Annotated in this window: 21 protein-coding genes and 3 pseudogenes; 4 read left to right on the top strand and 20 right to left on the bottom strand. The window is 35.7% G+C overall.

The genetic code is table 11. The annotated features are described in order from the left end of the window. Positions 1–81 precede the first annotated feature (81 nt). The 12 genes and pseudogenes from ACIROD_RS10490 to ACIROD_RS10435 all read right to left on the bottom strand — a co-directional run bounded on the left by ACIROD_RS10490 (position 82) and on the right by ACIROD_RS10435 (position 12,040). Positions 82–1,074, bottom strand: a complete 993-nt coding sequence (locus tag ACIROD_RS10490) for an NADP-dependent oxidoreductase (RefSeq protein WP_402940484.1) — start codon at positions 1,072–1,074, stop codon at positions 82–84. Positions 1,075–1,177: 103 nt separating this feature from the next. Continuing rightward, positions 1,178–2,128: pseudogene (locus ACIROD_RS10485) on the bottom strand (alkene reductase); the annotation flags it as partial. 121 nt (positions 2,129–2,249) lie between these two features. Further along, positions 2,250–3,098: an alpha/beta fold hydrolase gene (locus tag ACIROD_RS10480; protein WP_402940481.1), complete on the bottom strand. Its 849-nt coding sequence runs from the start codon at positions 3,096–3,098 to the stop codon at positions 2,250–2,252. 109 nt (positions 3,099–3,207) lie between these two features. Then, positions 3,208–3,783, bottom strand: coding sequence for a TetR/AcrR family transcriptional regulator (locus ACIROD_RS10475; protein WP_101226031.1), 576 nt, complete (start codon positions 3,781–3,783; stop codon positions 3,208–3,210). A 498-nt stretch (positions 3,784–4,281) separates the two neighbouring features. Beyond that, a pseudogene (locus ACIROD_RS10470) lies at positions 4,282–4,972 on the bottom strand (SAM-dependent methyltransferase). Positions 4,973–5,186: 214 nt separating this feature from the next. Next, complete coding sequence (locus ACIROD_RS10465; RefSeq protein ID WP_402940478.1) at positions 5,187–6,272, bottom strand: DUF4179 domain-containing protein; 1,086 nt, start codon at positions 6,270–6,272, stop codon at positions 5,187–5,189. Beyond that, positions 6,269–6,790, bottom strand: coding sequence for an RNA polymerase sigma factor (locus ACIROD_RS10460; protein ID WP_063574993.1), 522 nt, complete (start codon positions 6,788–6,790; stop codon positions 6,269–6,271). Before ACIROD_RS10460 ends, ACIROD_RS10465 begins: the two co-directional genes overlap by 4 nt. Positions 6,791–7,030: 240 nt before the next feature. Then, positions 7,031–7,210: a hypothetical protein gene (locus ACIROD_RS10455; protein WP_063574992.1), complete on the bottom strand. Its 180-nt coding sequence runs from the start codon at positions 7,208–7,210 to the stop codon at positions 7,031–7,033. 896 nt (positions 7,211–8,106) lie between these two features. Then, the gene (locus tag ACIROD_RS10450; protein ID WP_402940474.1) at positions 8,107–8,475 is read right to left on the bottom strand and encodes a hypothetical protein; all 369 of its coding nucleotides are present in this window, start codon (positions 8,473–8,475) and stop codon (positions 8,107–8,109) included. A 221-nt stretch (positions 8,476–8,696) separates the two neighbouring features. Beyond that, entirely contained in the window at positions 8,697–9,239 is a 543-nt protein-coding gene (locus ACIROD_RS10445) for a GNAT family N-acetyltransferase (RefSeq protein WP_402940471.1), read from the bottom strand. 935 nt (positions 9,240–10,174) lie between these two features. Beyond that, positions 10,175–11,176 (bottom strand): LLM class flavin-dependent oxidoreductase, encoded by a 1,002-nt coding sequence (locus ACIROD_RS10440; RefSeq protein WP_063576580.1) that lies wholly within the window; start codon positions 11,174–11,176, stop codon positions 10,175–10,177. A 384-nt stretch (positions 11,177–11,560) separates the two neighbouring features. Further along, a pseudogene (locus ACIROD_RS10435) lies at positions 11,561–12,040 on the bottom strand (GrpB family protein). A 205-nt stretch (positions 12,041–12,245) separates the two neighbouring features. On the opposite strand from ACIROD_RS10435, the gene ACIROD_RS10430 reads away from it, so the two are divergent. Next, positions 12,246–12,392 (top strand): hypothetical protein, encoded by a 147-nt coding sequence (locus ACIROD_RS10430; protein WP_176526417.1) that lies wholly within the window; start codon positions 12,246–12,248, stop codon positions 12,390–12,392. A gap of 572 nt (positions 12,393–12,964) precedes the next feature. After that, on the top strand, positions 12,965–13,456 hold the full coding sequence (locus ACIROD_RS10425; protein WP_402940467.1) for a hypothetical protein: 492 nt from the start codon (positions 12,965–12,967) through the stop codon (positions 13,454–13,456). A gap of 209 nt (positions 13,457–13,665) precedes the next feature. Here the strand turns inward: ACIROD_RS10425 and ACIROD_RS10420 are convergent, their stop codons facing one another. The 6 genes from ACIROD_RS10420 to pdxR form a co-directional block, all read right to left on the bottom strand. Beyond that, the gene (locus ACIROD_RS10420; RefSeq protein ID WP_402940464.1) at positions 13,666–15,306 is read right to left on the bottom strand and encodes a spore germination protein; all 1,641 of its coding nucleotides are present in this window, start codon (positions 15,304–15,306) and stop codon (positions 13,666–13,668) included. Positions 15,307–15,528: 222 nt separating this feature from the next. Further along, positions 15,529–15,906, bottom strand: coding sequence for a hotdog domain-containing protein (locus ACIROD_RS10415; protein ID WP_101225823.1), 378 nt, complete (start codon positions 15,904–15,906; stop codon positions 15,529–15,531). Between the two features lie 196 nt (positions 15,907–16,102). Continuing rightward, a complete protein-coding gene (locus tag ACIROD_RS10410; protein WP_402940460.1) occupies positions 16,103–17,035 on the bottom strand; it encodes an MBL fold metallo-hydrolase in 933 nt (310 codons plus the stop codon). A 109-nt stretch (positions 17,036–17,144) separates the two neighbouring features. After that, complete coding sequence (locus ACIROD_RS10405; RefSeq protein WP_402940457.1) at positions 17,145–17,921, bottom strand: AraC family transcriptional regulator; 777 nt, start codon at positions 17,919–17,921, stop codon at positions 17,145–17,147. Between the two features lie 24 nt (positions 17,922–17,945). Further along, a complete protein-coding gene (locus tag ACIROD_RS10400) occupies positions 17,946–18,521 on the bottom strand; it encodes a LysE family translocator (protein WP_402940454.1) in 576 nt (191 codons plus the stop codon). A 251-nt stretch (positions 18,522–18,772) separates the two neighbouring features. Continuing rightward, entirely contained in the window at positions 18,773–20,248 is a 1,476-nt protein-coding gene (pdxR, locus tag ACIROD_RS10395) for a MocR-like pyridoxine biosynthesis transcription factor PdxR (protein ID WP_402940451.1), read from the bottom strand. A gap of 148 nt (positions 20,249–20,396) precedes the next feature. Here pdxR and ACIROD_RS10390 point away from each other — a divergent pair, with 148 nt between their 5' ends. Together ACIROD_RS10390 and ACIROD_RS10385 are read left to right on the top strand one after the other, a co-directional pair. After that, positions 20,397–21,176 carry a PhzF family phenazine biosynthesis protein gene (locus ACIROD_RS10390; protein WP_402940448.1) on the top strand — a complete coding sequence of 260 codons (780 nt, stop codon included), beginning with the start codon at positions 20,397–20,399 and terminating at the stop codon, positions 21,174–21,176. Positions 21,177–21,792: 616 nt separating this feature from the next. Then, the gene (locus ACIROD_RS10385; protein ID WP_402940445.1) at positions 21,793–22,749 is read left to right on the top strand and encodes a patatin-like phospholipase family protein; all 957 of its coding nucleotides are present in this window, start codon (positions 21,793–21,795) and stop codon (positions 22,747–22,749) included. 206 nt (positions 22,750–22,955) lie between these two features. Here the strand turns inward: ACIROD_RS10385 and ACIROD_RS10380 are convergent, their stop codons facing one another. Next, positions 22,956–23,270, bottom strand: coding sequence for a DMT family transporter (locus ACIROD_RS10380; RefSeq protein WP_101225815.1), 315 nt, complete (start codon positions 23,268–23,270; stop codon positions 22,956–22,958). Beyond that, the gene (locus tag ACIROD_RS10375; RefSeq protein ID WP_402940441.1) at positions 23,271–23,612 is read right to left on the bottom strand and encodes a DMT family transporter; all 342 of its coding nucleotides are present in this window, start codon (positions 23,610–23,612) and stop codon (positions 23,271–23,273) included. Positions 23,613–24,541 lie beyond the last annotated feature (929 nt).

The following is a 24,541-nucleotide window of genomic DNA, read 5'->3' as shown; positions in this document are numbered from 1 at the left end:
AACCTGCCCCGTTAGTTCTATTAGCAACCTCGATAAGTTAAAAAAACAAACACTTTCTACAGGTTTGTTAGATAAGACTGATTATTTCAATTTAAGTATTATTTTTCCCTTTGCTCTTCCAGTCTCTGCATACTCCAATGCTTTTTGGGCATCTTCGAAAATAATAACTTTATCAAGTGTAGGCTTAATTACTTCTGACTCTAACATTTCTGTTAAAATTTTCAACTGCTCCCCACTATGCTTCATAAAAAGAAACGTGTATTGGACATTATGTTTTTTTTCTAGCTTCGTAAGTTTATAACTTGCAATGGAAAATAAGGTTTTTTTTAATGAGCTAAATCCGTTTTCTTTAGCAAAGCGACCATTCGGGATTCCAGATATAGAAACAATCTTTCCTCCTTTTTTTAATGTTACAAATGATTTCTCTAACGTCGCCCCCCCAATGGTATCAAGAACTGCGTTGTAGTCACGGATAGAATGTTCGAACTTTTCTGTCTTGTAATTAATAACTTCGTCAGCGCCAAGAGATTTTACCAAATCACTACCATCACTAGCTGTAGTTGCGACAAAAGCCCCCATATGTTTTGCAAGTTGGATAGCAAATGTTCCTACTCCCCCTGATCCTGCATGTATTAATATTTTATGTCCTTTTTCAATTCGCAGAATATCATGTAAAGCTTGGTAGGATGTCAATCCGACTAGAGGGATGGAGGCGGCTTCTTCAAAACTTAAATTTTTAGGTTTTAATGCAATATCTTCTTGGCTGACAGAGATATATTCAGTAAAAGTTCCCATTTTATTTGCTCTAGGTCGACCATATACCTCATCACCGACTTTAAACTTCGTGACACTAGTACCTACTTCGACAATTTTTCCAGAAAAATCGTTTCCTAAAATTAACGGCATCTTGTATTTCAATATTAATTTTAATTCACCTTTTCGAATTTTTGTATCAAGAGGATTTATACTTGCCGCATATATCTCAACTAAGACCTCGTCATTATTTATTTTGGGCATAGGGAAGTCTAAAAAATTTGGATTTTTACCGTAGGTTTCAATTGCTAAAGCTTTCATTACAATCCTCCACATTTTTATTTAACGCACATGTATCTTTTCATAACGAACCTAAGAAAAAAGATTATGAATATCCCTAGATGGGATATTCATATTAAATAAATTATTTTAAGAAAGGATAATCTGTATAACCTTCTTTTCCTCCTGCATAGAGCGTGTTTTTATCAGGTTCGTTTAGGGGAGCCCCTGATTGAATCCGTTCTACAAAGTCTGGATTAGCTAGTACCCAAGTGCCTACTGTGACTACATCTGCAAGATTATTATCTACATCAGACGAAAGTTGATCTAGAGGACGACCTGGACGGTTAACAAGAAGTGATTGATCCCAAAGTTGACGCACATCTTTTAGGAATTGCTCGTTTCCAAAGTGCATTAAATGCAGATATGCAAGGTTAAGCTTATTTAATTCACTTATTAAATAACGATACATCTCAAGGCTATTTTCCCCCTCATCAATGCCTTGCAGTGTTCCTTGAGGAGAAAAACGGATGCCTGTTCTTTCTGCTCCTATTTCATCAACAACTGCTTTAGCTACTTCAATAGCGAATCGAGAACGCCCCTCAATCGTACCACCGTATGCATCTTGACGATGATTGGAGTTTTCACTAAGGAATTGTTGGATCAGATAACCATTCGCTCCGTGAATTTCAACTCCGTCTGCACCAGCTTCAATTGCTGAACGTGCTGCTAAACGAAACTCATTGATAACATCCTTTATCTCAAGCCCACTCAATTCTCTTGGTGTTGGAATATCTTTCATTCCTTCTGCCGTGAAAATTTCTACACCAGGTGCAATAGCTGACGGTGCAACTGCTTGGCGGGGGTGAGGTGTGTTATCAGGGTGTGATACACGTCCCACATGCATAAGCTGAACAAAAATATGACCGCCTTCACTATGAACTTTAGAAGTTACTTTTTTCCACCCTTTAATATGATTTTCTTTATAAATACCAGGTGTATTAGTGTAACCTTGCCCATCATCTGAAGGTTGGGTTCCTTCGCTTATAATTAAACCGACTGAAGCACGCTGACCATAGTACTCTGCTACTAAATCGCTCGGCGTACCATCTGGTTAAGCTCTACTTCTAGTCATCGGAGCCATTCCTATACGATTTTTCAGGTCAATGTTTCCGATACGAACTTTTTCAAATAATCTGCTCATATGAATCTCCTTTTTAATAAGAATTAGAATCAAGGAATGAATTTACGTGTTCTGCAAATAGTTCTGGAAATTGAAACAGGTGCCCGTGACCAGAATCAGGATATATAATCAGCTGTGCTTTGGGTAATTTCTCTGTTAAGATATAACTGTTTTTAGTCGGTACCATCACATCATTAACACCATTAGTAACAAGTACAGGGTGTTTGATGTTTTGTAACCATTCATAATCATGATTGGATCTTTGTTTAGCCCATTTTGCAATGGCTTGTAATTGTGCCTCTTTTACTTGTTCTGAACTGTTAACTTTTTTCTGATTAAAAATTCTTTGTAGTGAAGCCATTCCTGCAGATTTACTTGTTTCGGTTTGTCCGTAGAAAAAGAACATAAAATCATTTATTTCATCTTCTTCCGTTCCGCCGTGACGATTCATTCTTTCAAAAATCTCTGGATTTGGATTAATACCAGATTCAGGCGAAGTACCTGCCATAATAATTTTTCTTACTAAATCTCCTTCTTGTAGAGCTAGCTCTTGTGCAACCATGCCACCAATGGAAAAACCAAGAATGTCAACTTGTTCTAATCCAAGAGTTTTTATAAATGTTGCTGTATCTTTTGCCATATCAGCAATTGTAGTAGGCGTTAGTCCATCGGTCTCACCAACCCCTTTATTGTCAAATAAGATTACTGGGCGTGTATTTGCAATAGGTTCAAGCATGTTTGGATCCCAGTTTTCCATCGTTCCTCTAAAGTGAACAAGAAATACTACTGGTATACCATCTTGTGTACCAAATTTTCTATATGCGTAACGAGTTCCATCTGCTTCAATAAATTCTGATTCTGTTGGTATTTTAAAGTTTGTCATTTTTGTGTTCCTCCTTAGAAATTAAAAAACGATTTTATAAGTATCATTATGATGGTTTGTTTCATGCTAATTTTAGAATGAACGTTCTAAAAAGGGTAAAAAAAGAAAGCTAGTCCAACACTGAAAGTGCTAGAGTGATGATGCCTTCTAATTCTTTTTTATTGTAATTAGTTTTTATTAGTACCCTTATACCTACCAAATTGTTGTGTAAGAAACGAGATGTGTTATCAGAATCGATTTCTTTTGATAGCTCTCCACTAGTCTGGCCCCGTTTTATAAGGTTATTAAACATATCTTCAGTACGGTTAAACATTTTAGTAACTATGCGTCCAATTTCTTTGTCCAGCAAAGATAATTCTATGGCTGCATTTACTGATAGACAACCTTTTGGGTATTGTTCAATGGAATTCAGTACGAAAATAAAAACATCACGTATCGTCTGTTTAATGGATGAAGTGCTACTAATTATGCTTTCCATCTCATTGACGATGAGCTCTTCATAGTGATTAAGGGAAGCTAAAAACAATGAACGCTTATCACCAAATGTATCATATATACTCCTGCGGTGTATCCCCATATGATCCACCAAATCTTGCATGGATGTTTTTTCATAACCCTGTGCCCAGAAAAGCTCCATTGCTTTTCTTAATACTGCTTTTTCGTCAAACTCTTTACTTCTAGCCATTTTATTTCTCCTTAAAAAAAATCCATGAACCAATACTAACAAAAACAAACGTCATAATCCATTGTAGAATGAACGTTCTAAAACAAACACATGAATTTCAAACCATGATTAAATAATACCCTTTTTAGAACGATTAGTAAAGAATTATAACTACCCAATAATCCCCAACACATTTGCTACATATCACAATGTTATCCTTTAACTTTCACCTAGGGGTACCGCCAAGCATTTCTTTATTCGTTTAGTTTCTTCAGGATTGTTTTCTTCCACTATACAATTAATGGATCAAACTCTTTTACAGATGCACTCATACCAAATAAACAAGAAACAGCAATTAGAAAAAAAACATCTGAGTCCTTACTCAACCAAACTGCCCCTTTAGTTGCATAAAGAAAAAGCTGCCTTAAAGACAGCTCCGATCTTCAGCTAACGCACCCGTTTGTTCTATAAGGTTTATTTAAAAGAAAGGGACAACGTTTAACATTGTCCCTTTTTTTGTTACCCTTTTCTAATTTTTAACATCGAGTTAGCATTTGCCTGAAATTCATATGGCACTTTAACTTCTTCGACTGTATATTCATTATTATCAGCGAGATAACTTATTAATTTATCTAAATGTTCATATCGTTTTCCTTCCAAATCAACTAATGGGAAAATACGAATTTCCTCTTTAGTAACTCTCAATAACTCATTTAGCGTTTTAATATGAAATTGGTAATCTAATCGGTCAGCATACATAAATAAAAAATGTGCAGAAAGAAGAATATCAAATTCCCCATCCTTAAACGGTAAAGAAGGCAAAGTGACGGGAACGTATCGATCACTCGATTCCCTCATATCCTTAGCACAATCTTTTAAAGCACTCAAACGATTATTTCTAAGAGTATCTATATCTTTGAAATAATCCCAAATATAATTACTTTTTGCTTTTCGCATATGCTCCATAGCGTGTTCAATATCCTGAAGACCTTTATTTTTTAGGTCTTCACCCGAATGATAATACGCAATATCACAAGCAGTAACATCCAAACCTGATTTGTTACCAACCGCAGTAAAAGAACAAGCCCCTGCTGGACAATCCATTATTTTTTTCCCCTTCAGTTCTTCTACCGAAAGTGACTTCAAAGGTTCTTCCAATAAAAATAATTCTTTCTAAATCTAACTTTGTACTCTGCTCAACTCTACTCAACTAGACTCACCTCTTATAATAAGAATTAAATTTATATTATCACAATGAATTGGAAAAAATTAACCTTTTTTCACTTTTCTTAATGAACTAACCTGCCCCGTTAGTGCCATAAGAAAAAGGCTGCCTCAGCAACCTCCCTTATTAGTAAAGCTACCCATTAGTTGAACAGTTAGTAAAAATGAAGCTTTTCACTAACCAATCAGGAAAAACGCGCCTACTTAGTTAATGGTATTTTAATTTCATCTCCAACTTCAAGAATACAGTCTTGGGGATCCTTAACCGGAGCAAAAATCATAATATATTCATCGTCTTCGCCTTCTACTTCCCCTTTACTAAAAACCGGTTCAATTTTTTCACCAGCTGATCTTAGAAATACACCGGATTTCTTATGATTCACGACATAACCGTCTTCTTCATCTACTCTCCTTGCATTAAGGAATTGATGTTCCAATTTACTCATCACTCTATATTTCATTCCGGTTTCATCCTTCATAGGCTTAGTATCATTTCCTGTAACAACAACTCTTGTTTCTAGTGCTGAAAACTCTACCTGCTTAATCTTGTATGTTACTTTTTCAAAAACAAAATCTTTATTTACTGCTACTGTTTCTCTTTCTGAGATGGCAGATTTATCGAGCTTGAAATCGAGTGGCCATGTTGTTTGTACGCTGTCCATCCCACTGTCATTCCAAATTGTCAAATTTTCGATTTCTAAACGAATGTCTTGGCCTTCATATTTTTTGATTGATTCAAAGGATAAGGCTTCAGCCATCTTGTTTTCTTTACTATCGTAATAACTACTTCCCCATCCCACATTGTCTAACTTCTTTCGTTCATCTCCAACAATCAAGTAGATTGAACTTACACCCTCAAAAAGGTCGATATAAAAGTTTTTTAAATTTGTTTTTTTACTTTGATAGGTTAATAAGAGTTTTGTCTCCTTATCATCCATCATCACACTCTCAAAATGCACGGTTATGTCATGCTTTTCATCATAAAATGTTTGATCAACAGCTTGACCATGTCCTAGATTAATTGCAGTTCTTACACCTGTATCATCAATATGCTTACTCGAAAATATTTTATCATATACCTCTTGAATAGCTGCTAATACGGGTGTAAAAGTTAATGTCGAAACAACAATCAAGCAAACTGCTGCAGCTATTGAAAACCTTTTGTAAAGTGTTCTTTTCTTGTTGCTTCGTTGCTCTAATTTTACTTTTTCTAAGCCAAGTTTTGTTCTTTCGTGTAATTCTTTTGGAATCTTAATTTTTTCTAACTCTTGCTTTATATTACTCACGAAAGATCAGCCTCCTTAAATTGTTTTCGAAGTTTACCTAACGCACGATATAACACCGATTTTGCTGATCCTATAGGCATATTTAACAAGTCTGCTATTTCTTTAAATGAATAACCCTCATAGAACTTTAAAATAACGATACTTTTTTCATCTTCATTTAACTGATCTAGTAATTCTTGAAGTGTTATTGAAAGAGGAATATCTTCATCCTCAAAGCTAATGCACTCATCATACTCTGGTTTAAGTTGGACCACATTTTTATTCTTTCTAACTAAATCAATGGAACAAGTGATTGCTATTTTTATTAACCACGTCTTGAAATACTCTGGATTTTTCAATGTTTCTATTTTTTTGAATGAGCGATATGCCACCTCTTGAACCACATCTAAGGCATCACTTTCATTTTTGACATATACATAAGCCATCCGATAAATATCTTCTTCATATTGTTGGAAAAGTTTTAAAAAGGCTTTATCATCACCTTTTTGAGCTTTTTTCACTAATTTAATAATTATCATTCACCCTCTCCCTTTTAAGTCTTACACTCATTAGACAAACTAGAGTTTCATTTGGCTTAGATTTTTTTATTTTTTCTAAAAAAAAAAATCTAAGCCAAAATAAACGAAGATTAAATGAGCTTGTCTTTATCTATTTTGTAATCCTTATTGCACAATTCTGCCCCTATAGTTGCATAAGAAAGGAGCTGCTGATCAGCTCCTGATAATGAAGTAAAGCAACCGTTAGTTGAATAAGGTCTTCTATCTTTTTACTTGGTCTTTATTTGCTTTTAGATACCACATTGGAACTTCCATCAAGTCCCCTTCATCTTCCTCGTGACCTGTAAATAAGACTTCAAATACAATTGACTCATCTTTAATTTCAATTACTTTGACCCAGATTTCTTCAAACTTTAAAGTTTCACCTAATATAAAGTCCATCTGATAATAAGCTCTCCTTTTATACCATCTATATTTTCATTTTTCTCCTACTTCTTTAAGTAACCTGATTCGTTAGTTGTATAAAAAGAGCTGAAATCGATAGCTGCTGGATATTCAACAAAAGCACCTGTTAGTTGAAGATGAAACACTATTTATTATTTATTAGTTTTCCGCCCTTTGATTGATAAAGTTTCAAGGACTTTCCCAGTTCAGTTCGTGAATAATACTCCACTTCGCAGTAGTAGCTGCCTTCTTTTGCACCCTGATAATTCTTAGGAAACGATATGCTATGGTTTCCAAAGTTGGCTTCCTGGTGTCCTCCTCTTACGTTACTGAATATAACGATCTCACAGTTCCCATTGTATTGTTTAGTCTTATCAGCTAAAACGTTAGGCAGGTCTAACAAAGAATAAACAAATAGGGACCCTGATAGGAGAAATAAAGAGGCGACTCCAAGAATGTCCTTGATCGGTATCTTATACATCTCCGTTTTTCTTTTTCAATTTATAAAAATGCCAAAAGTAAGCTGACATTCCCACAAGCATTACAAATGATAAGATTAGTAAAGAGAAATACTGTGCCAAAATTCTTCAATTCCTTTTTTAGAGTTTCCTCTTATACGTTTTCCGAATCAATGATGTTTCAATTCATTTATTTCTAAAATAACCCATATAAAGTAATGAAACCTTATTGAACTATACTGCCCCGATAGTTCCATAAGAAAAAGAGCTGCCAAAGCAACTCCCTTATTGAAGTAAAGCACCCGTTAGTTCATTAAGAAAATCGATTTTTATTAAAGAATCGCGCCCTTATCTTGAATAACAAAATTGTGCTTTCAATCCTAAAATAACTTAATCTTTACAACTAAAGTTGATAGTTTCTTTTAGCTAGATCAGTTATTCATTGAAAAGTTCGTCAATCGCTTGAACAGCCAGTTCCAACGCTTTAATTCTTCGTTCCAAAAGCGTTCTTTGGGGACTACTACCCGCCTTTAACTTGGCATAACTGCTCTCAATTGATGGAAGTAAACCAGTAAGAACATTGCGAGATCCTACTAAATCTTCCTGGGTGTATTGATGGGGTCTTTGATTCCAAACGTTTTCTAGTATGGCCAAGCCGATATAATTAGCTTTAAGTCGTTTCTTTACTAACGTAGTATTTGCGCCTTTTTTAGTCATCGTATCCAAGGAGTTTTCAAGTTTTCTAATTGTCGATTTAAAGGACTTTATTAATTCCAATTTATCTACATTTGATTCGTTATCCATGTTTGCACCTTCCCTTCTTGTCTCTGTTTTTCACTTGCAATATTTTAACATAAATAAACGCCCCCCTTTGAAAGAAATCCTCAAGAATCTGGCCCAATTGTTGAACAAAGATCAAACGGCACTTTTCAACTATCCTGCCCCGTTAGTGCCATAAGAAAAGAGCTGCCTTAAAGACAGCTCCGATCTTCAGCTAACGCACCCGTTAGTTCTATAAGGTATTACTACTTATTCCAATCCTTAGCTAACATACCGTAAACAATATGGTCAACATAATGGTCATACAACCATTCTGCTTGTCTTATACAACCTTCATTAACAAAACCCAATCTTTCGGGAATTCCTCTACTTTTCTTATTCTCCTCAGCAACCCTTATTTCCACTTTATCTAGTTTCAATTCAATAAATGCATAATCAGTCAATGCCTTAGCTACTCTTGTCATAATTCCATTTCCTTGATATTCTTCTCCGAGCCAATAACCAATATATGCAGTTTTATTTGACCAATTAATTTGATTATAACCTGCTACACCAACAATTTGTCCCTTATACATAATAACTGTATTGACACTCTTGTTTTCAGCAAAACCTTTTAAAGACATATTAATAAACCCTTTTGTATCTTCAAGTTTTGTTGTATTATCCAGCCAAGGAAGCCATTCTTGTAGGTATTCCCTGGATTGATTTGTTATTTCGAAAACTCTTTCTGCATCCTTTAATTCTAACAGTTTCAATGATAACTCCTCATCAATCTTATGTATGAACATACTCATCCCCCTAAATTTTTGTATTGGTTTATTTTGTATATTAACATATATGATTAATAGATAAATCACTTGTTTATTATGGAGCTAACCTGCCCCGATAGTTGCATAAGAAAAGGATCTGCTGATCAGCTCCTGGTAATGAAGTAAAGCAACCGTTAGTTCATTAACAATTGAGTTAATAAATATATCTAAAAGTCTCATATTTTCCATACTTGATAACAGTTTTAAATTCTTCTCCACCATTTTTATCATTTAACAAAGCATCCATCTTATCATCTTTAATATTGTAATGTCTCTTATTCAGAAAGCCTACACTTCGGATTGTTGGATGGTCTAAAATTGGTGATAAGTCACCATCTAGCACAGCGTGGTACACTGTCTTTTTTTATTTGTTCACTATATGTCTTATTTGACGGTTACTGAATTATCCTGCCCATTAGTTCCATAAGAAAAAGCTGTCTTAAAGACAGCTCCGATGGGTTCAGCTAACGCACCCGTTAGCCATCCATGAATCGCAAAAATCGGCGATTCACCACAAAGAATGAAAATGGTTAGGAAGTGTCAATACTGATACTGACCTTAATCCAGTCAACCCTAATCCATAGACTAATTAATTAACGCTCTCCTCTTTTTTTAAAACGATTGAGCAGGGTCTTCTTAAGTATTGTTATTTTTCATTTTTAAAGAAACTTATTTTCATGGTAGTTCAATAAAGACTTCTTCAATATTAGCCTTAATCCTTTATGGATTAAAGAACGTTATCGTTCAAGCGTATTTCGTCACATATTAAGTAAATTAAGGCAAACAGAAAAAGCCGTGATCACATTTACTAAACCACGGCTTTAACGTCTGTTATATAAAAAATACAATTTAATTTATAAGATAACGCGATACCATCCCCCCTTAACTCCATAACAAAGGTGTTTTCCTGCTATTTATTTACCTTCAACAATTTCCTTAAAGATTTGATATGACCGCTTTTGTTTCTCAGGATTAAAGATATAGGAAACAGCCATTATTTCATCTACATTATACTTCTCTTGAAAATTTGTTAATTGTTCTCTTACTGTCTCTTTACTTCCCAATAACGCTACACTGGTCATCGAGGAAGCCATTTCTTTCTCAGGTTCGCTCCATAGGTTATCCATGCTATCTACTGGTGGCTGCAATGGAAATTGTGTACCTCGTACTACATTTAGGAAAAATTGTTGCATCGTTGTTGATTCTCTTTTCGCTTCCTCATCTGTTTCAGTTGCAATCACATTTAAACAAACCATCATGTATGGAGAATCAAGATAGTCAGAAGGTTGGAATCGATTTCGATAAATCGAGATGGCTTCCTCCATATGCCTAGGTGCAAAGTGTGAGGCAAACACATACGGCAACCCTAATTGAGCAGCTAAATACGCCGAATCTGTCGATGACCCCAAAATATATAATGGGATTTTAGTACCAACACCTGGATACGCTTTGACATAACCCTGTTTTTCTTCAGGTCCAAAGTATGTAAGCAAGGAATTTACGTCATTAGGAAATGTATAAACTGAATCTTTCTGTGAACGTCTTAACGCACTTGCCGTCATCATATCAGTACCAGGTGCTCTTCCAAGTCCTAAGTCCAAACGGTTTGGATAGATGGTTGCCATCGTTCCAAATTGTTCGGCAACGACTAATGGAGAATGATTAGGCAGCATAACCCCGCCAGATCCAACACGGATGGTTTTCGTATGCTCCAATGTATGCTTAATTAAAATGGAGGTAGCTGAACTTACAAGTGTAGGAGTATTATGATGTTCTGCAATCCAATAGCGATTATATCCCAGTTCCTCCGTAGCTTTTGCTAAATCAACCATCGCATCAATTGCATCCTTAGGTTCCTGTCCTTGACGAATCGGGGAAAGGTTTAAGACAGAAACCGGTATTTTTATATTTGTCATTTCATTGGCTCCCTTTCTAAATCAAAATACATCACTATAGTCAATAACAGGTTTAGAATGAAACTGTATACTTAGGACAACAGTGAATCTTTTGTGGTAATTTTTTGAATACCTGTTTAAATGATGAAGAAATTTCACAAAGATACTGACTTGACATTGGAGAAAAAGTGCTATTACTTGATAACATTAATGAATATATAAATGATATAAGTGACAGGGAAGTGAATCCCTCACTCAAATATTTAAATGCATGCGTATGCATATAATTGATGGTTAAACCCTATCATGGATAAAAAACAATGTCAACGATTTATCTAATATGTGCGTTCTTTAATTAACTTGTATTTAAACTAACGCACCTGTTAGTTGAGTATCTATTTGAAATCACTTTATAATTTTATCCAATATTGATTTCACAAAATTAGTTTTATCATTCGCATACTTATGTTTATTATCTTTATTTATTTTTGATAGTTCCAATTTAAGTTGTTCATATTAAATTCTGGCTGCTTCATTAGTCCTTATATAATCTCTAAAATTCAACTGTTCAAGAAGATATTTATTTCCACTTTGGTATATATGAATTTGGTGAGTTCTTGGTTCACCTTTGTTGAAATAATGTCTATCTGGCAAAATATCTGTCCCCTTATATGAGTAACCCAGTGACTCTAAAGGTTTGACACACTTTTCACCCTCCTGGAATGCTTTGATTTCGACGGCAATATCAATAATGGGTTTTGCACTTAAATGTTTTACTGCTGTACTTCCAATATGATGAATTGCTAATATATGCTGACCAATTACCTCGTGAATTTTCTCTTTCTCTGATAAAAATTCCTTTTGCCAATCATCTGTCCAAGGGATACATTTTTAACCATATTTTCAATCATTATTTATTCGTTCAATTATATAAATAAAAAAGGATAATCAGCCCTCATACTAGACTAACTATCCTACATTCCATTTTTCTTCTTTTATTTTGAATATTTCAACTGATTACATTCCTTGCAAAAACAAGAATAAGAAGAGGGGCAGGACACAAACTATGCTAAAAAGGAGAGTGTATATCATGGATGAAAAGGGTTTAAAACAGAACGCTAGTAATACTTTACGTACGAATAAACAGAAAACTTTGGATATAATAGCAAGTGTTGATGAGTTGAAAAAAGAGCATGAACCAGAGTATGTCTTTTTATATTGGGATGAATTGAGATAAGTATCTTTAGAAGAGAAATTGAAATGGATATTGGATAGAATAATACCAAAATAAAGCAATTCTCCTTATTGAGAATTGCTTTCAATCCAGTAGGATATTCAAGTAATGCACCCGCTAGTTTAAGTACAATTCTTCACAATCTTTAGTTTTCGCGTTAAATAATCCTTTTACTTCTTCTCAACATATAATGTTGAGAACCTAACTAAAAGGAGTGAAATCACATGAGATATTTCCCACGCCAGGGGACAATGAGTCCACAATCCCCTCCTCCAACATTCATTCCACCAAAACCTTCTGTGTCCTATATCGTCGACTGTCTATATCAAAACACTTATGTATGGCTTATAAATGGCAGACAATTTTGGTTTTACCCTACTCGTGTGGAATATGGAGAAGTATCTGGATATAGATGGAACGGTGCTTTCTGGCAATTCTACGGTATTGACCCAAGACTTATAGATGCTGTTACCTGTCCTCCTATCCCTACATTATACTAAAATCCTAAAAAAGCTTTATCTCGAATAGTCTCAAAATAAAAGATCGCCCCTATCTTTTAATTTTGGAGGTATTGTATGACAACTTTTTATTCATTTCATGGAACTGTCACGGTGATTAGTGATTTTTTTACAGGTCAAAATGGTGAAAGAGAAGGTTGTTATAAATTATTTACAATAGAAAATGAATTGGGTTCAATAGTAAATTTCGTGGTTTCACCCTCAACTTACTTCGTTGACCAGGAAATGGTCATAGTAGGAGATCGCGTGACAGGATATTATGATGGAGATTTACCTGCTATTCTTATTTACCCTCCACAATATCAAGCGCTTGTCATGGTAAAAGATAACCCAAATCAGAATGTAAAAGTTGATTATTTTAATAACCAATTGGTGAGTAGTGATGGACAATTACTATTAAAATTATCTCCCTATACCCAAATATTATTAACAAATGGGCAACTCTTTTCAAGATATCCAGCGAACCGAGATTTAATTGTTTTCTATGGACCTGCCACAAGAAGTATCCCTGCTCAAACCACACCCTATCGTATAATCGTTTTATGTTGAGCGCATTATTATTTCAACCAGCAATAAAAATAGGTATTTAAAACTCGTTCAGTTTTTGGCGAGTTTTTTATTATATTTTGTTCTTCCCATAACCCAATAAAATTAATATTCCTTTTTCAACTATCCTGCCCCGATAGTTCCATAAAGAAAAAGCTGTATTAAAGACAGTTCTGATCTTAAGTTAACGCACCCGTTTTGAAAAAAGCATGTCACGATTCAGTGCCGTCACCCTTCTTCATGTTAAAAGTCTTCATCCCACGTGATGTAGGAGGTAGTGGCCTTTGATTATCGCCTTCCCTTTTCAAATTATTATCGGAGCTTAAAAATTCGGGTCTGTATTTTAACGCCCACATTGGTCTCCTAAAGAATGTATCGCCTAGTCCTTCCGGGTTAAGTGGAGCAAGTGGTGACATATAAGGAACTCCGAATGAACGTAGGCTACATAAATGAACTACGACGACAAAAAATACTAAAATCATACCATATAAACCCATTGTGCTTGCGCAAATGATAAATACGAACCGCAGCAAGCGAGCCGAAATTGCCATGGCGTAGGAAGGGGTGGCAAAACTTGCAATGGCCGTAATCGATACGATGATGACCATTGCCGGTGATACAATTCCAGCTTGGACTGCCGCCTGCCCAATCACCAGAGCACCAACAATGGACATAGTCGCGCCAATGGCTTTGGGCATCCTTAGGCTTGCTTCTCGTAAGAGTTCAAATATTATTTCCATTATGAATGCTTCGACAACTGCCAGAAAAGGAACGGAATCACGTTGGGCTGCAAGAATGACGAGCAGCTTTGTTGGAATCATTTCTTGATGATACGTTGTAGCTGCCACATATACAGATGGGGCAATTAGCGAAATAAAGAAAATAAAAATACGTAAAAAACGTATAGATGAGGCTATATCAAAGCGAGCAAAATAGTCCTCGACAGATTGAAAGAACTGAATAAATAACGCAGGTGCCACCAAGACAAAAGGTGTTCCGTTAACAAAAATGGCTACCCTTCCTTCAAGTAGATTGCCTGCGACCTTATCCGGTCTTTCTGTATGATCCAGGGTGGGGAATGGGGTCATGACCTGATCTTCTATCAATTGTTCAATATATCCGGATTCAAGAATACTATCAATATTTATTCCTTTTAAGCGCTTTTTAACCTCCTCGACGATTCCTTCTTTGGCAATCCCATTTATATACATGATGGAAACATCCGTCTTTGTCACCGTCCCAATTTTCATCGACTCTATCCATAAATCCGTACTATTAATGATGCGGCGTACCAGTGCTATGTTTGTTACATTCGATTCCGTAAATCCCTCTCTTGAACCGCGAACTACCGAATTTGTGCTAGGTTCCTGAACGGAACGCCTTTCTCCCCCTTTTGTACTTGCAACCAGGGCTATGTTTATTCCGTCAACAAAAATGATGCTATCTCCTGATAATAATGACAAAACCATTTGTTTCCAGTCCGTTACGGATTCTACACCACCGAGAGAAACCACGTCTTTAGAGATTACCTCCAACGCTTCTTGTGCAAGTAGTTTTTCTTTAAGATGAGGATTTTTCATGATGGATTCAATTAAAAAGTCAGTAACGCTTGGATTATCAATCAGACCCTGCACAAACAAAATAGCCGTTTTAATCTCAGGATTTTGACTGATTTTCAAATTTCGGATAATAATGTCGGGGCTGTTACCTGTTTTCTGCCTCACCTTTTCCAGATTGGCTGAAATGGAGCTGTCAATAAGTTCAGTTGTTATACCTTTAGATTGGTCCTTTTCATCAATCCTTCGCTTCTCACATTTCTTCATTTGTCCTTTTTGTTTGAAAAAAGAAACCATAGACCGGACCTCTTTCATTCCTTTTTCTTTTTATCCTGTCCAAAAAAATTGTCTTTTATGGATACCATCATTCCCAACGATGCTATTAGATCTAATATTTAGATATTCTTTATGTATCTAACCTGCCCGTTAGTTCCATAAAAAAAAAGCTGCCTTAAAGACAGCTCCGATCTTCAGCTAACGCACCCGTTAGTTCATTAAGACACATATTAACCCCAAAATTTAAAGTATTACACCTGAAAAATCCCCTTTTAATACTTCTTTTTCATACTGATTTTTACATAAAAAGAATGCAATAATAGCTGTTCTATTATTTTCTTGCCTTTCATATTTTTCAATTTTAACTTCACATATTATTGTATCCCCGGTAAACACAGGTCTTAAAAACTCAAAATTCATAGTACGAGCCATTACGTGATGATCTCCACCTATTTTTGTTGGTAGAGTTGCCGTTAATAACCCTTGAATTACAAGTCTTCCCTGTTCATCTGGGGTTATATGATGATTCCCTTCATCACCTGAAATCTCTGTAAATAATTCAACATCCCTTACTGTAAAAGTCCGTTCAAACGTAATGATATCTCCTACTTTTAATGACATATAAAATCCCCCCTGAAGGATTAATAAAGTTGATTAATATCCGCGGACAAAACGCGAATTTTATATCTTAATAACTAACAGCGTCGTTGAAGTATTGTTTTGGTAATTTGTTTTCGGATTTTGGATATAAGATAATTATCTGAGGAAAGGAAGATAATTACGCTGCATAGAAACCAGAAACGTTTTTCAGATATCCTTATGTGAGAAAATCTTGAGGGTTCCAATCTTTCGGCTTTATGTTCTTATTCATCCATTTCTTTTGTGGTGCTTGGTATGGGGTGGAGGCAATTAAATGATTATTGTGCCAGCTTGCTGCTCCGGAACGAATCATTTCATCGAGCAGGATTGGGATAAATTCTTCTGGATGAAGTTGGAAAGAGTAGTGTGCAAAATCTTGGAACCAACCACACTTTAGTAGGTAGTTATCGAGTTCTTCTTTTGTCAATCCGTTTTTAATGATTAATGTGAATGAAAAAATCCTTTTGCAGGCATGCCATGCAACTTTTTCTGGCATTCTGTGCCACTTTTCAAACCGTTTCCTTGCTGCATCAATGGCAGTCAGAGGATTCTCTATTTGCGGTCCATGTCCTGAATATGCCTGTTGAATTCGAAGCATGGACAACCGATCCAAACTTTCTATCGATCGTTGGATAGATGAAACACCCTCTCGAAAGATATTTAACCATCCGATATCACCTTTGTGGAAGAGATCCCCGCAAATTAATACTTCTTCTTCCGGTTCATATAAAGAAATATGTCCTAACGTATGTCCTGGTGTGTGCAAGATTTTCAACGTTCTGCTTCCTGTATTAATATCATCGTTATCAGAGAACTTTAGATCGACTCGATAAGGTTCTACAGGCTGATCTAACCATTCTGAACTACAGGCTTCCGAGTCGCAAGAATTAATTAATTCTGCTTCCCATTTATGAGCACCAATCCTTACTCCAAAATTTTTTTGAAAATGAAAATTGCCTCCTACATGGTCACTATGATAGTGCGTGTTCACAATAAGGTGTAATTCTTCTGGTGAAATGCCTACTTCTTTAATTAATTGCTCTGTATCTTTCACATCACTTCCAAAACCAGTATCAATAAGGACCGGGAGCTGATCCTTAATAAGGATCATGTTTGCACTTGGGAATTTTCTTTCAAAGAAAATAATACTGGATTTTTTAATAAGCCATTCCTCCTTAAATTCAAATAGACTAACCAATAATAATCGAACAAACTACTAATCAATTTAAATGTGAAATATATTCAAAGGCTGTTGTTCCGTATACGCTTTTAAAGTGTTTATTTAAATGGGTTAAATCAACAAAACCACATTCAGCTACAGCTGAATGAATATCTCTATTTTTTTCTATTAACTGCTTTGCATATTCTATCTTGCAGTTAAGAAAGTATTGATATGGTGAAATGCCAGTATGAGTCTTGAATAACCGGATAAACTTAAATTTCGATAAATCAAGCTCTTTACATATCTCGTCAAGTTTGGGTATAGTTTCCAAGTTGGTGTGAAGCATATCCTTCGCTTTTCTAATTAGAGTGTTATCTTTCTTATAGTCTGTAGAAAGATCAGTTTGAATAAGGTTATCTGTGAGGGATAACAGTAATTCACTGCACAATGCCTCGTCTTTTTCGCTTAATATTGCATTAGAAAGACTTAGTATTCCTTGCTTAAGCCTATAATCATACACAATGGGGGTTGAAAAGCGTATGATATCCTTCTGCTCAATAACCTCCAGAAGCAATTGTGGCTCAATATATAGCATCACATAATCTAGTCCTGTCTCATCATGTGCCATTCCGTCATGTGCCTGTTCCGGATTAAAAAGCATAACGCCATTTTGATAAGACAAGTGTAAACTGCCATCCAAGTTATAGTGTTGAATGCCACGCAATGTGACTCCTATTGCATACTCTTTATGAGAGTGCTTCTTATATGTGAAATCAGTAATACTTGCTGACAAAGCCGTAATACCCGCCGATTTTTTATAGATAAATTTATCCATTTCATTCACCTCTTAAGTAGCTACCTACATCCAGATCATGATTGCAGCATAAACTAAAAACACTGCCATCAATATATTAACAATCTTTTTATGCTTCAGTAAAAACTCCTTGAAGATTGCACCAAAAAGTACCCATGTAATAAATGCTAAGAATCCTATAACAGTTATAGCGATAACGCTTATTGTAACCGCAGGCATTGAGACATAATAGGGCATAATATAGGTGGGAATGACAGTCATTGTAAATAGTACTACCTTTGGATTTAAAAACTGCGTAAGAAATCCAGACATAAAGGTACCCGTTTGGTTTACAGTTGGTTTTGATGAATCCATTTTGTAAACTTGATAAGCAAGATACAACATATAAAAGCTTCCGATTATCTGCATAACAATTAAAATTTTTGGTATGATCGTTGCAAGTATCGTATTTAACATAGCAGAAATAGCAAGTAAGAAACCAAAAGCAATCGTTGCTCCATACGTATATTCCATTGCCTTTTTTGTCCCAGAGTTATGCACGGTGGATAATATGACGATATTAGTGGGTCCTGGTGTAAATGTAACAATAAAACAGTAAAATACAAAAGATGTAATATTCATGAGGTAAACTCCTTTCGAGATATCCTCATGTAATTGTACATCCTAACTTTAATAGCATATAGTATGTTATTGCAGGGTTATATATTGCTTCTGTAAAGATAACTCTATAAATTCAGGGTGCTGATACGTCAAAACCCTGATCTCCTTATGTAAGCAGGAAAACGGGGTCTTTATATAATTTCTATGAGATGAACCGAAAAAATTTACAACCATCAAACTTTATTCTGAAAGTATTTTTATTGCAGCCTTCCTTACATAATGGGGGATTGTCTAAATAGTTGATTTGAAGATAAAAATTTTCTTGTGATATTGCAAAATTTTAAAATTCCATTTTCTAATTCACTATCCGATAAATAAGAAAAGTTTAACCTTAAATGATGGTTTTCGGGTTCTCCAGCGAAACAGGCTGAACCAGGAAGAAAGTAAATATTCTCTTTTTGACATTCGATTAATAAATGGTTCGTGTTCCACTCTGATGGAATGGATACCCATATATTTAATCCACCTGTTGGTTCTATCCATTGAACTTCATTCGGCATATAGGAATTGAAGAGCTCTATAACTTTATCCCTTCTTAATTTCAAAGCAAATCTCAGCTTTTCCATATGGTCCTCCATCCTTTTCGAATGAAAAAATGGGAGAATTGCCTTTTGTGTTAATAATGGACTACCAAGGTCCGTATTCACTTTAGATGCCACTAAACGATTAAACAGAGTGCCATTTGCGGCCAGCAGTCCTATCCGGCAACCAGGAACCAATGTCTTGCTTAGCCCCTTTAAATAAATGACGAAACCATTTGTATCAAGACTTTTTATAGGTGATGGAGGTTTCTTGTCAAAAAATATCTCACTCCAGGGTTCGTCTTCTACAATGATTATTTGATGTTCTTGGGCAAATATTAATAATTGCTCCCTTCTTTTTCGACTTAAAACCCTTCCAGTTGGATTCTGAAAGTTAGGGATGGTATATATCATTTTGGGTTTATATATTTCGCAAACTCTTTGTAACAGGTCCATTCTCATTCCTTCTTTATCTAATGGAACAGGAATAATAGTAGCCCCACGAGCACGAAATGTATCAATTGCATTAGGATAAGTGGGTGCTTCTGTAACCACCACATCTCCTGGTCCTATAAAAGTTTTCGCCACCAAATCTATTCCTTGTTGAGTGCCATTAGTTACCAATATATCTTTATGGTCAATATTTAAATCTTGTTTGCGAAGATACTCGCTCATAGCTTTTCTAAGTTCCTCATCCCCTTGAGCAGGTCCATAACTTGATAAAATACTGGGATTCTTTTCTAAATTTGAATGGATTTCTTTCTCCAGATAATGATTCGGAAGTAAGGATGGACAAATCGCTGCAACAGAAAACTGAATACAGTTTTCAAATGAACCATAATGTGTACCAAATTGAGTCCGGGGAAGATAATCTAAAACGGATAATTGCCACTCGAAATTGTTCTTTTTATTATTATCTTCTGATGTAATATTAGCTTTAACAAATGTCCCCTTCCCTTGTATCCGTTCAATTAACTCATTTTTTTCTAACAATGCATACACTCTTACAACCGTAAGTACACTTACCCCTAATTGTTTTGCTAACGCTCTAACGGAAGGCAAACGTTCATCTTCCGATAACCCCCCTGACCTTATTCTATCCGCTATATTCTCATAAATTTGTTGATTAATCGGGATATTGGAGTTCCTGTTTATTTCAATCTTCATAATAAAGCCTCCATCAGCACTGTGTTGAAAGTTAAGTGTTATATGATCAAGTTGACTGTTATACATATATACCCATTAATATAAGGATATTCAAGTATAACACCTGAACATTTTACGTACAATTTGATTAATCTAGGAGGAAAAAATTATGAAGTATTATGTGGTTGATGCATTTGCAGAAAAAGTCTTTGAAGGAAATCCTGCTGGGGTTTGTGTTATGAATGAATGGATTTCTGATGATATTATGCAAAAGGTTGCTATCGAAAATAACCTTTCTGAAACGGCATTTGCAGTAAAAGGTGCGGAAAACTATAAACTTAGATGGTTTACGCCTGGAGGAGAAATCAACCTTTGTGGTCACGCAACTTTAGCAACTGCTTTTATCATTATGAACTATGTTGAAAAGCAATTGAAAACCATTCAATTCGACACGATGAGTGGGGTACTTACAGTAAATAGAAAAGATGATTTGTATGAACTTGATTTCCCAACTGTCCCTTCAAAGGAGATACCTATTACTGAACAAATGATTGATGCTTTGGGAACCACACCGATAGAAGCATATCTAAATAGAGATTTGTTATTTGTAGTAGAGTCAGAAGAAGCAGTGAAAAATCTAAGTCCTGACTTTTCAAAACTAGAACAGTTGCCAGAGGGTCTTGGAGTTATTGTTTCTGCCAAAGGAAATGATTATGATTTTGTTTCAAGAGCATTTTTCCCAAAGTTAAAGGTAAATGAGGACCCAGTATGCGGTTCTGCACACTGCGGTTTAGTGCCCTTGTGGGCAGAGAAACTAAAGAAACGTGAAATGGTAGCAAGACAGTTATCCAATAGAGGCGGTACACTTTTTTGTAAGCACGAGGACACACGGGTAAAGATGGCTGGAAAAGCAACACTCTACTTAATAGGGGATATAAATATAGGGTAATGACTATGGAAGATATGAAATATAGTCAAACCAACGTACTAACCAAACAAATAATAATAGCTTGGCGTTTTTTTCCAAGCTATTATTTCAGCTGCAAATCGACACAGTTATTTAACAGAGCCTTGTAAAGTTATTTCTTATTCAACTCTACTGCTTCGTTTGTTGAATAAGAAAAAGAGATGCCGAAGCACCGTGTGCATTTATGACAGTAATAACAGAGCAAAAAGACAATTAATTAATTTAATTGTTCACAATCCTGTTGTTGGAAAAAGCGATCTCCATCTTAAAGGATCGCAAGATATTTCATCAATAACCTTTTGTGTATAAGGTTGCAAAATAGCCTGTTTGAGGACGCTATGGCTTTTTTATTTTCTTTCAAGTTTTTTTGGTTGTACTTTCTGACTTTCTCATCACCCATTACAAACAAAGTACGTGCATAATTCCTGTTCGGCTTGCCCGTACTGCCACTCAAACGTAGTCTCCTCTATCCTCGTCGTAGTTTTTTTTTATACTCGATGAAGTCTTTTCTTGGATGTTTAGCTACATAATCCTGCCCCTGAAAAATAAACATATACTGAATGATACTTGTGACCTGATTAGAAGGGAGAAATCAGCTTTGACAAAATATCGGATCATGTCCTTTGATGGAGGCGGCACCTTAGGTGCTTTAAGTTTACAACTTTTGAACAGACTGGCTCAGCAAAACCCAAAATTAATTAGTCGAACCAATGTTTTTTCGGGAAATTCAATCGGTTCATTCACTGCCCTTGCGTTAGCAAGTGGAAGATCGCCGAAGGAGACACTTCAGTTTTTTAAGGATAAAATCCTGCCGGCTTTCAGCGTTTCCCGACCAGGTGGACCTGTTTTCAACCAACAATTGCCATATTCTGGTTTCATTAAAGCGGTACAAACATTTTTTCCATCAGATCTTCTCCTCAAAAACTTAAAAAGACGAATTGTTGTCCCTGCATTTCATTTATTCTCACCGGAGCTGAATCGTTGGACTCCTGTGTTATTCCACAACTTTCCTGGATCTCCCTATTTAAATGAGAAAGCGAGTGATGTAATACTACGGAGCAGTGGTGCTCCCGCGACGCAACGAGCCTATCAAAACTACGTGGATGGGTATACAGTAGCAACTAACCCCAGTACAGCCAGTATCGCGTTTGCAGTGGGGAAAGCCAAACAGCCGTTGGATCAAATTGCGGTATTATCCATTGGAACAGGTGAAGAGCCGACTCGATTAAGAAGAGATACGAAGGGGTGGGGGATGGTAAGTGCAGATAACATACGTCCCGAAAATATGAAAAACCTTCCCCCAAATTGGGGAGTTCTTTTGGACCGATCGCCCAATGAACCCTTACTGCCATTTCTACAGATTGTCGCTAGTGGATCCGGTTACTATGAATCCATAGTCAGTTCTCAGCTTCTAGGAAATCGTTTTTTTCGGTTAAATCCACGGATCCCTAATTTCTCCAAAACGGACCCTTCTGTGGTTCCAGCTGTCATTTCAATTGCTAACAAAACAAATTTACAACCCGCAGTTCAATTTATAGAGAAAAACTGGAATTAATATAATGATCCCATAAGTCTGCTTGAATTTTAGTTTTTATTTCAAGCATTTGGATTTTTCATATAAAAACAGCCAGAACCTGGCTGTTTTTATTTATCAGTTCTTCTTCAACTATCCTGCCCCGTTAATTGCATAAGGAAAAAGCTGTCTTAAAGACAGCTCCGATCATAAGCTAAAGCACCCGTTAGTTCAACAACGTATATTATTTATGATGTCAATTTCAACCCCACTACCGCTACTAAAATTGCCCCTATAAATAAAATTCGTTTCCAATCTTTTGATTCTCCATAAAACAACATTCCAATAATTACTCCTCCCACAGTTCCAATCCCTGTCCATACCGCATAGGAGATTCCCATAGGGAGAGTTTTCATAGCCAGACTTAGAAAACCAAAACTAATTATAAATCCCATAAACAATACTATATACGACTGTAAGTTTTTATCTTTAACAACTTTATTCATACCCGTAACCCCAACTACTTCAAAAGTTCCAGCCAAGATAAGATATAACCAAGCCATTTATACTGCACCTTCTTTCTTGCTTGATTCAGTTGTGACAAGTTTTAATCCTACTACACCAGACAGAAGCAGGAGAATAAACAATATTTTTGTCCAACTGAAAGGTTCTCCAAAAACCACCATTTCCACCAAGACTGTTCCCGCTGTTCCTATTCCTGTAAAGACAGCATAGACAGTAGCAACGGGTAGTTTTTTTGTAGCTTTCATCAATACAACAAAGGATACATATATAAGAAAAAATGTACCGGCCCAAGTAATCAAATTATTTGAATACTTCAACCCCATTGCCCACATTACCTCAATAATACCGGCAATAATAACATATGCCCAATTTCGATTCATAAAATTCCCTCCAAGATCATTAATCATTAGAAAGTCCACGCCAATGCAAATACCAAGCAATAATACCGGCAATGATAACATATGCCCAATTTCGTTTCATAAAATCCCCTCCAAGACCATTAATCATTAGAAAGTCCACGCCAATATCCATTTTGTGCGAAATACTTTAAGGCAACTTCTTTAATTCGCTCTGCAGTCAATTTCCCAGCCTTCCGACCGTTCGTTAGTTAAATTTAGCATTAACTTTTTCTCTAGTCAATTTTTATTTATTTTTCTTAATAAAATTCAACAATTGTTATTCAACTAACCTGCTCCTTTAGTTTCATAAGAAAAGAGCTGCCTTAAAGACGCTCCGATTTTCAGCTAACGCACCCGTTAATAACATATGAAAAAGGTTACCTCAGCAACCTTGAGTCGTTTCAAGATGTAGAAATCCTTTTCACAGCTTGTTCTACATAGAACTCTAAATACCCACATTTAGAACAAACATAAGAAGATACTTGCTGTAAATCGGACTATCCGTGAAAAGACCTCTTGGTTTTTTGTTTATCAGAAATTCTCCTTGAAATCCAGATATAGGCTCTCGTAAGTTCGTTGCCGCATTTACTAAAAGTTTCAATTACCACCACCCATAATCGTTTCCTACCCGCCACTCTCTTTTAAACGATTCCTAAATTAATAAAGCTTCAATCCTTGTTCAACTAACCTGCCCCATAAGTTCATTAACAAAATATCAAACTTTAGTTCATGTCTACACAAACACCATTTAGCTCGACACCCTTTGTAGCGTTTGTAACGTACTAGTCATGTCAGTAAACTTCACTTCTTTTCCGTAAAAGGCAGTGGTAAAGCTCAATCTTCGTAAAAAATTATACAAAATTACTTAGAATTAATTTATTTCAGAAACTTTTCATATAAAAAAAGCTACC

Origin of the sequence: Peribacillus sp. NPDC101481, from assembly GCF_044767165.1 — a bacterium.
Lineage (GTDB): Bacteria > Bacillota > Bacilli > Bacillales > DSM-1321 > Peribacillus.
Note: the sequence above shows the minus strand (reverse complement) of the source record. Positions and strands in the feature narration are given on the sequence as shown.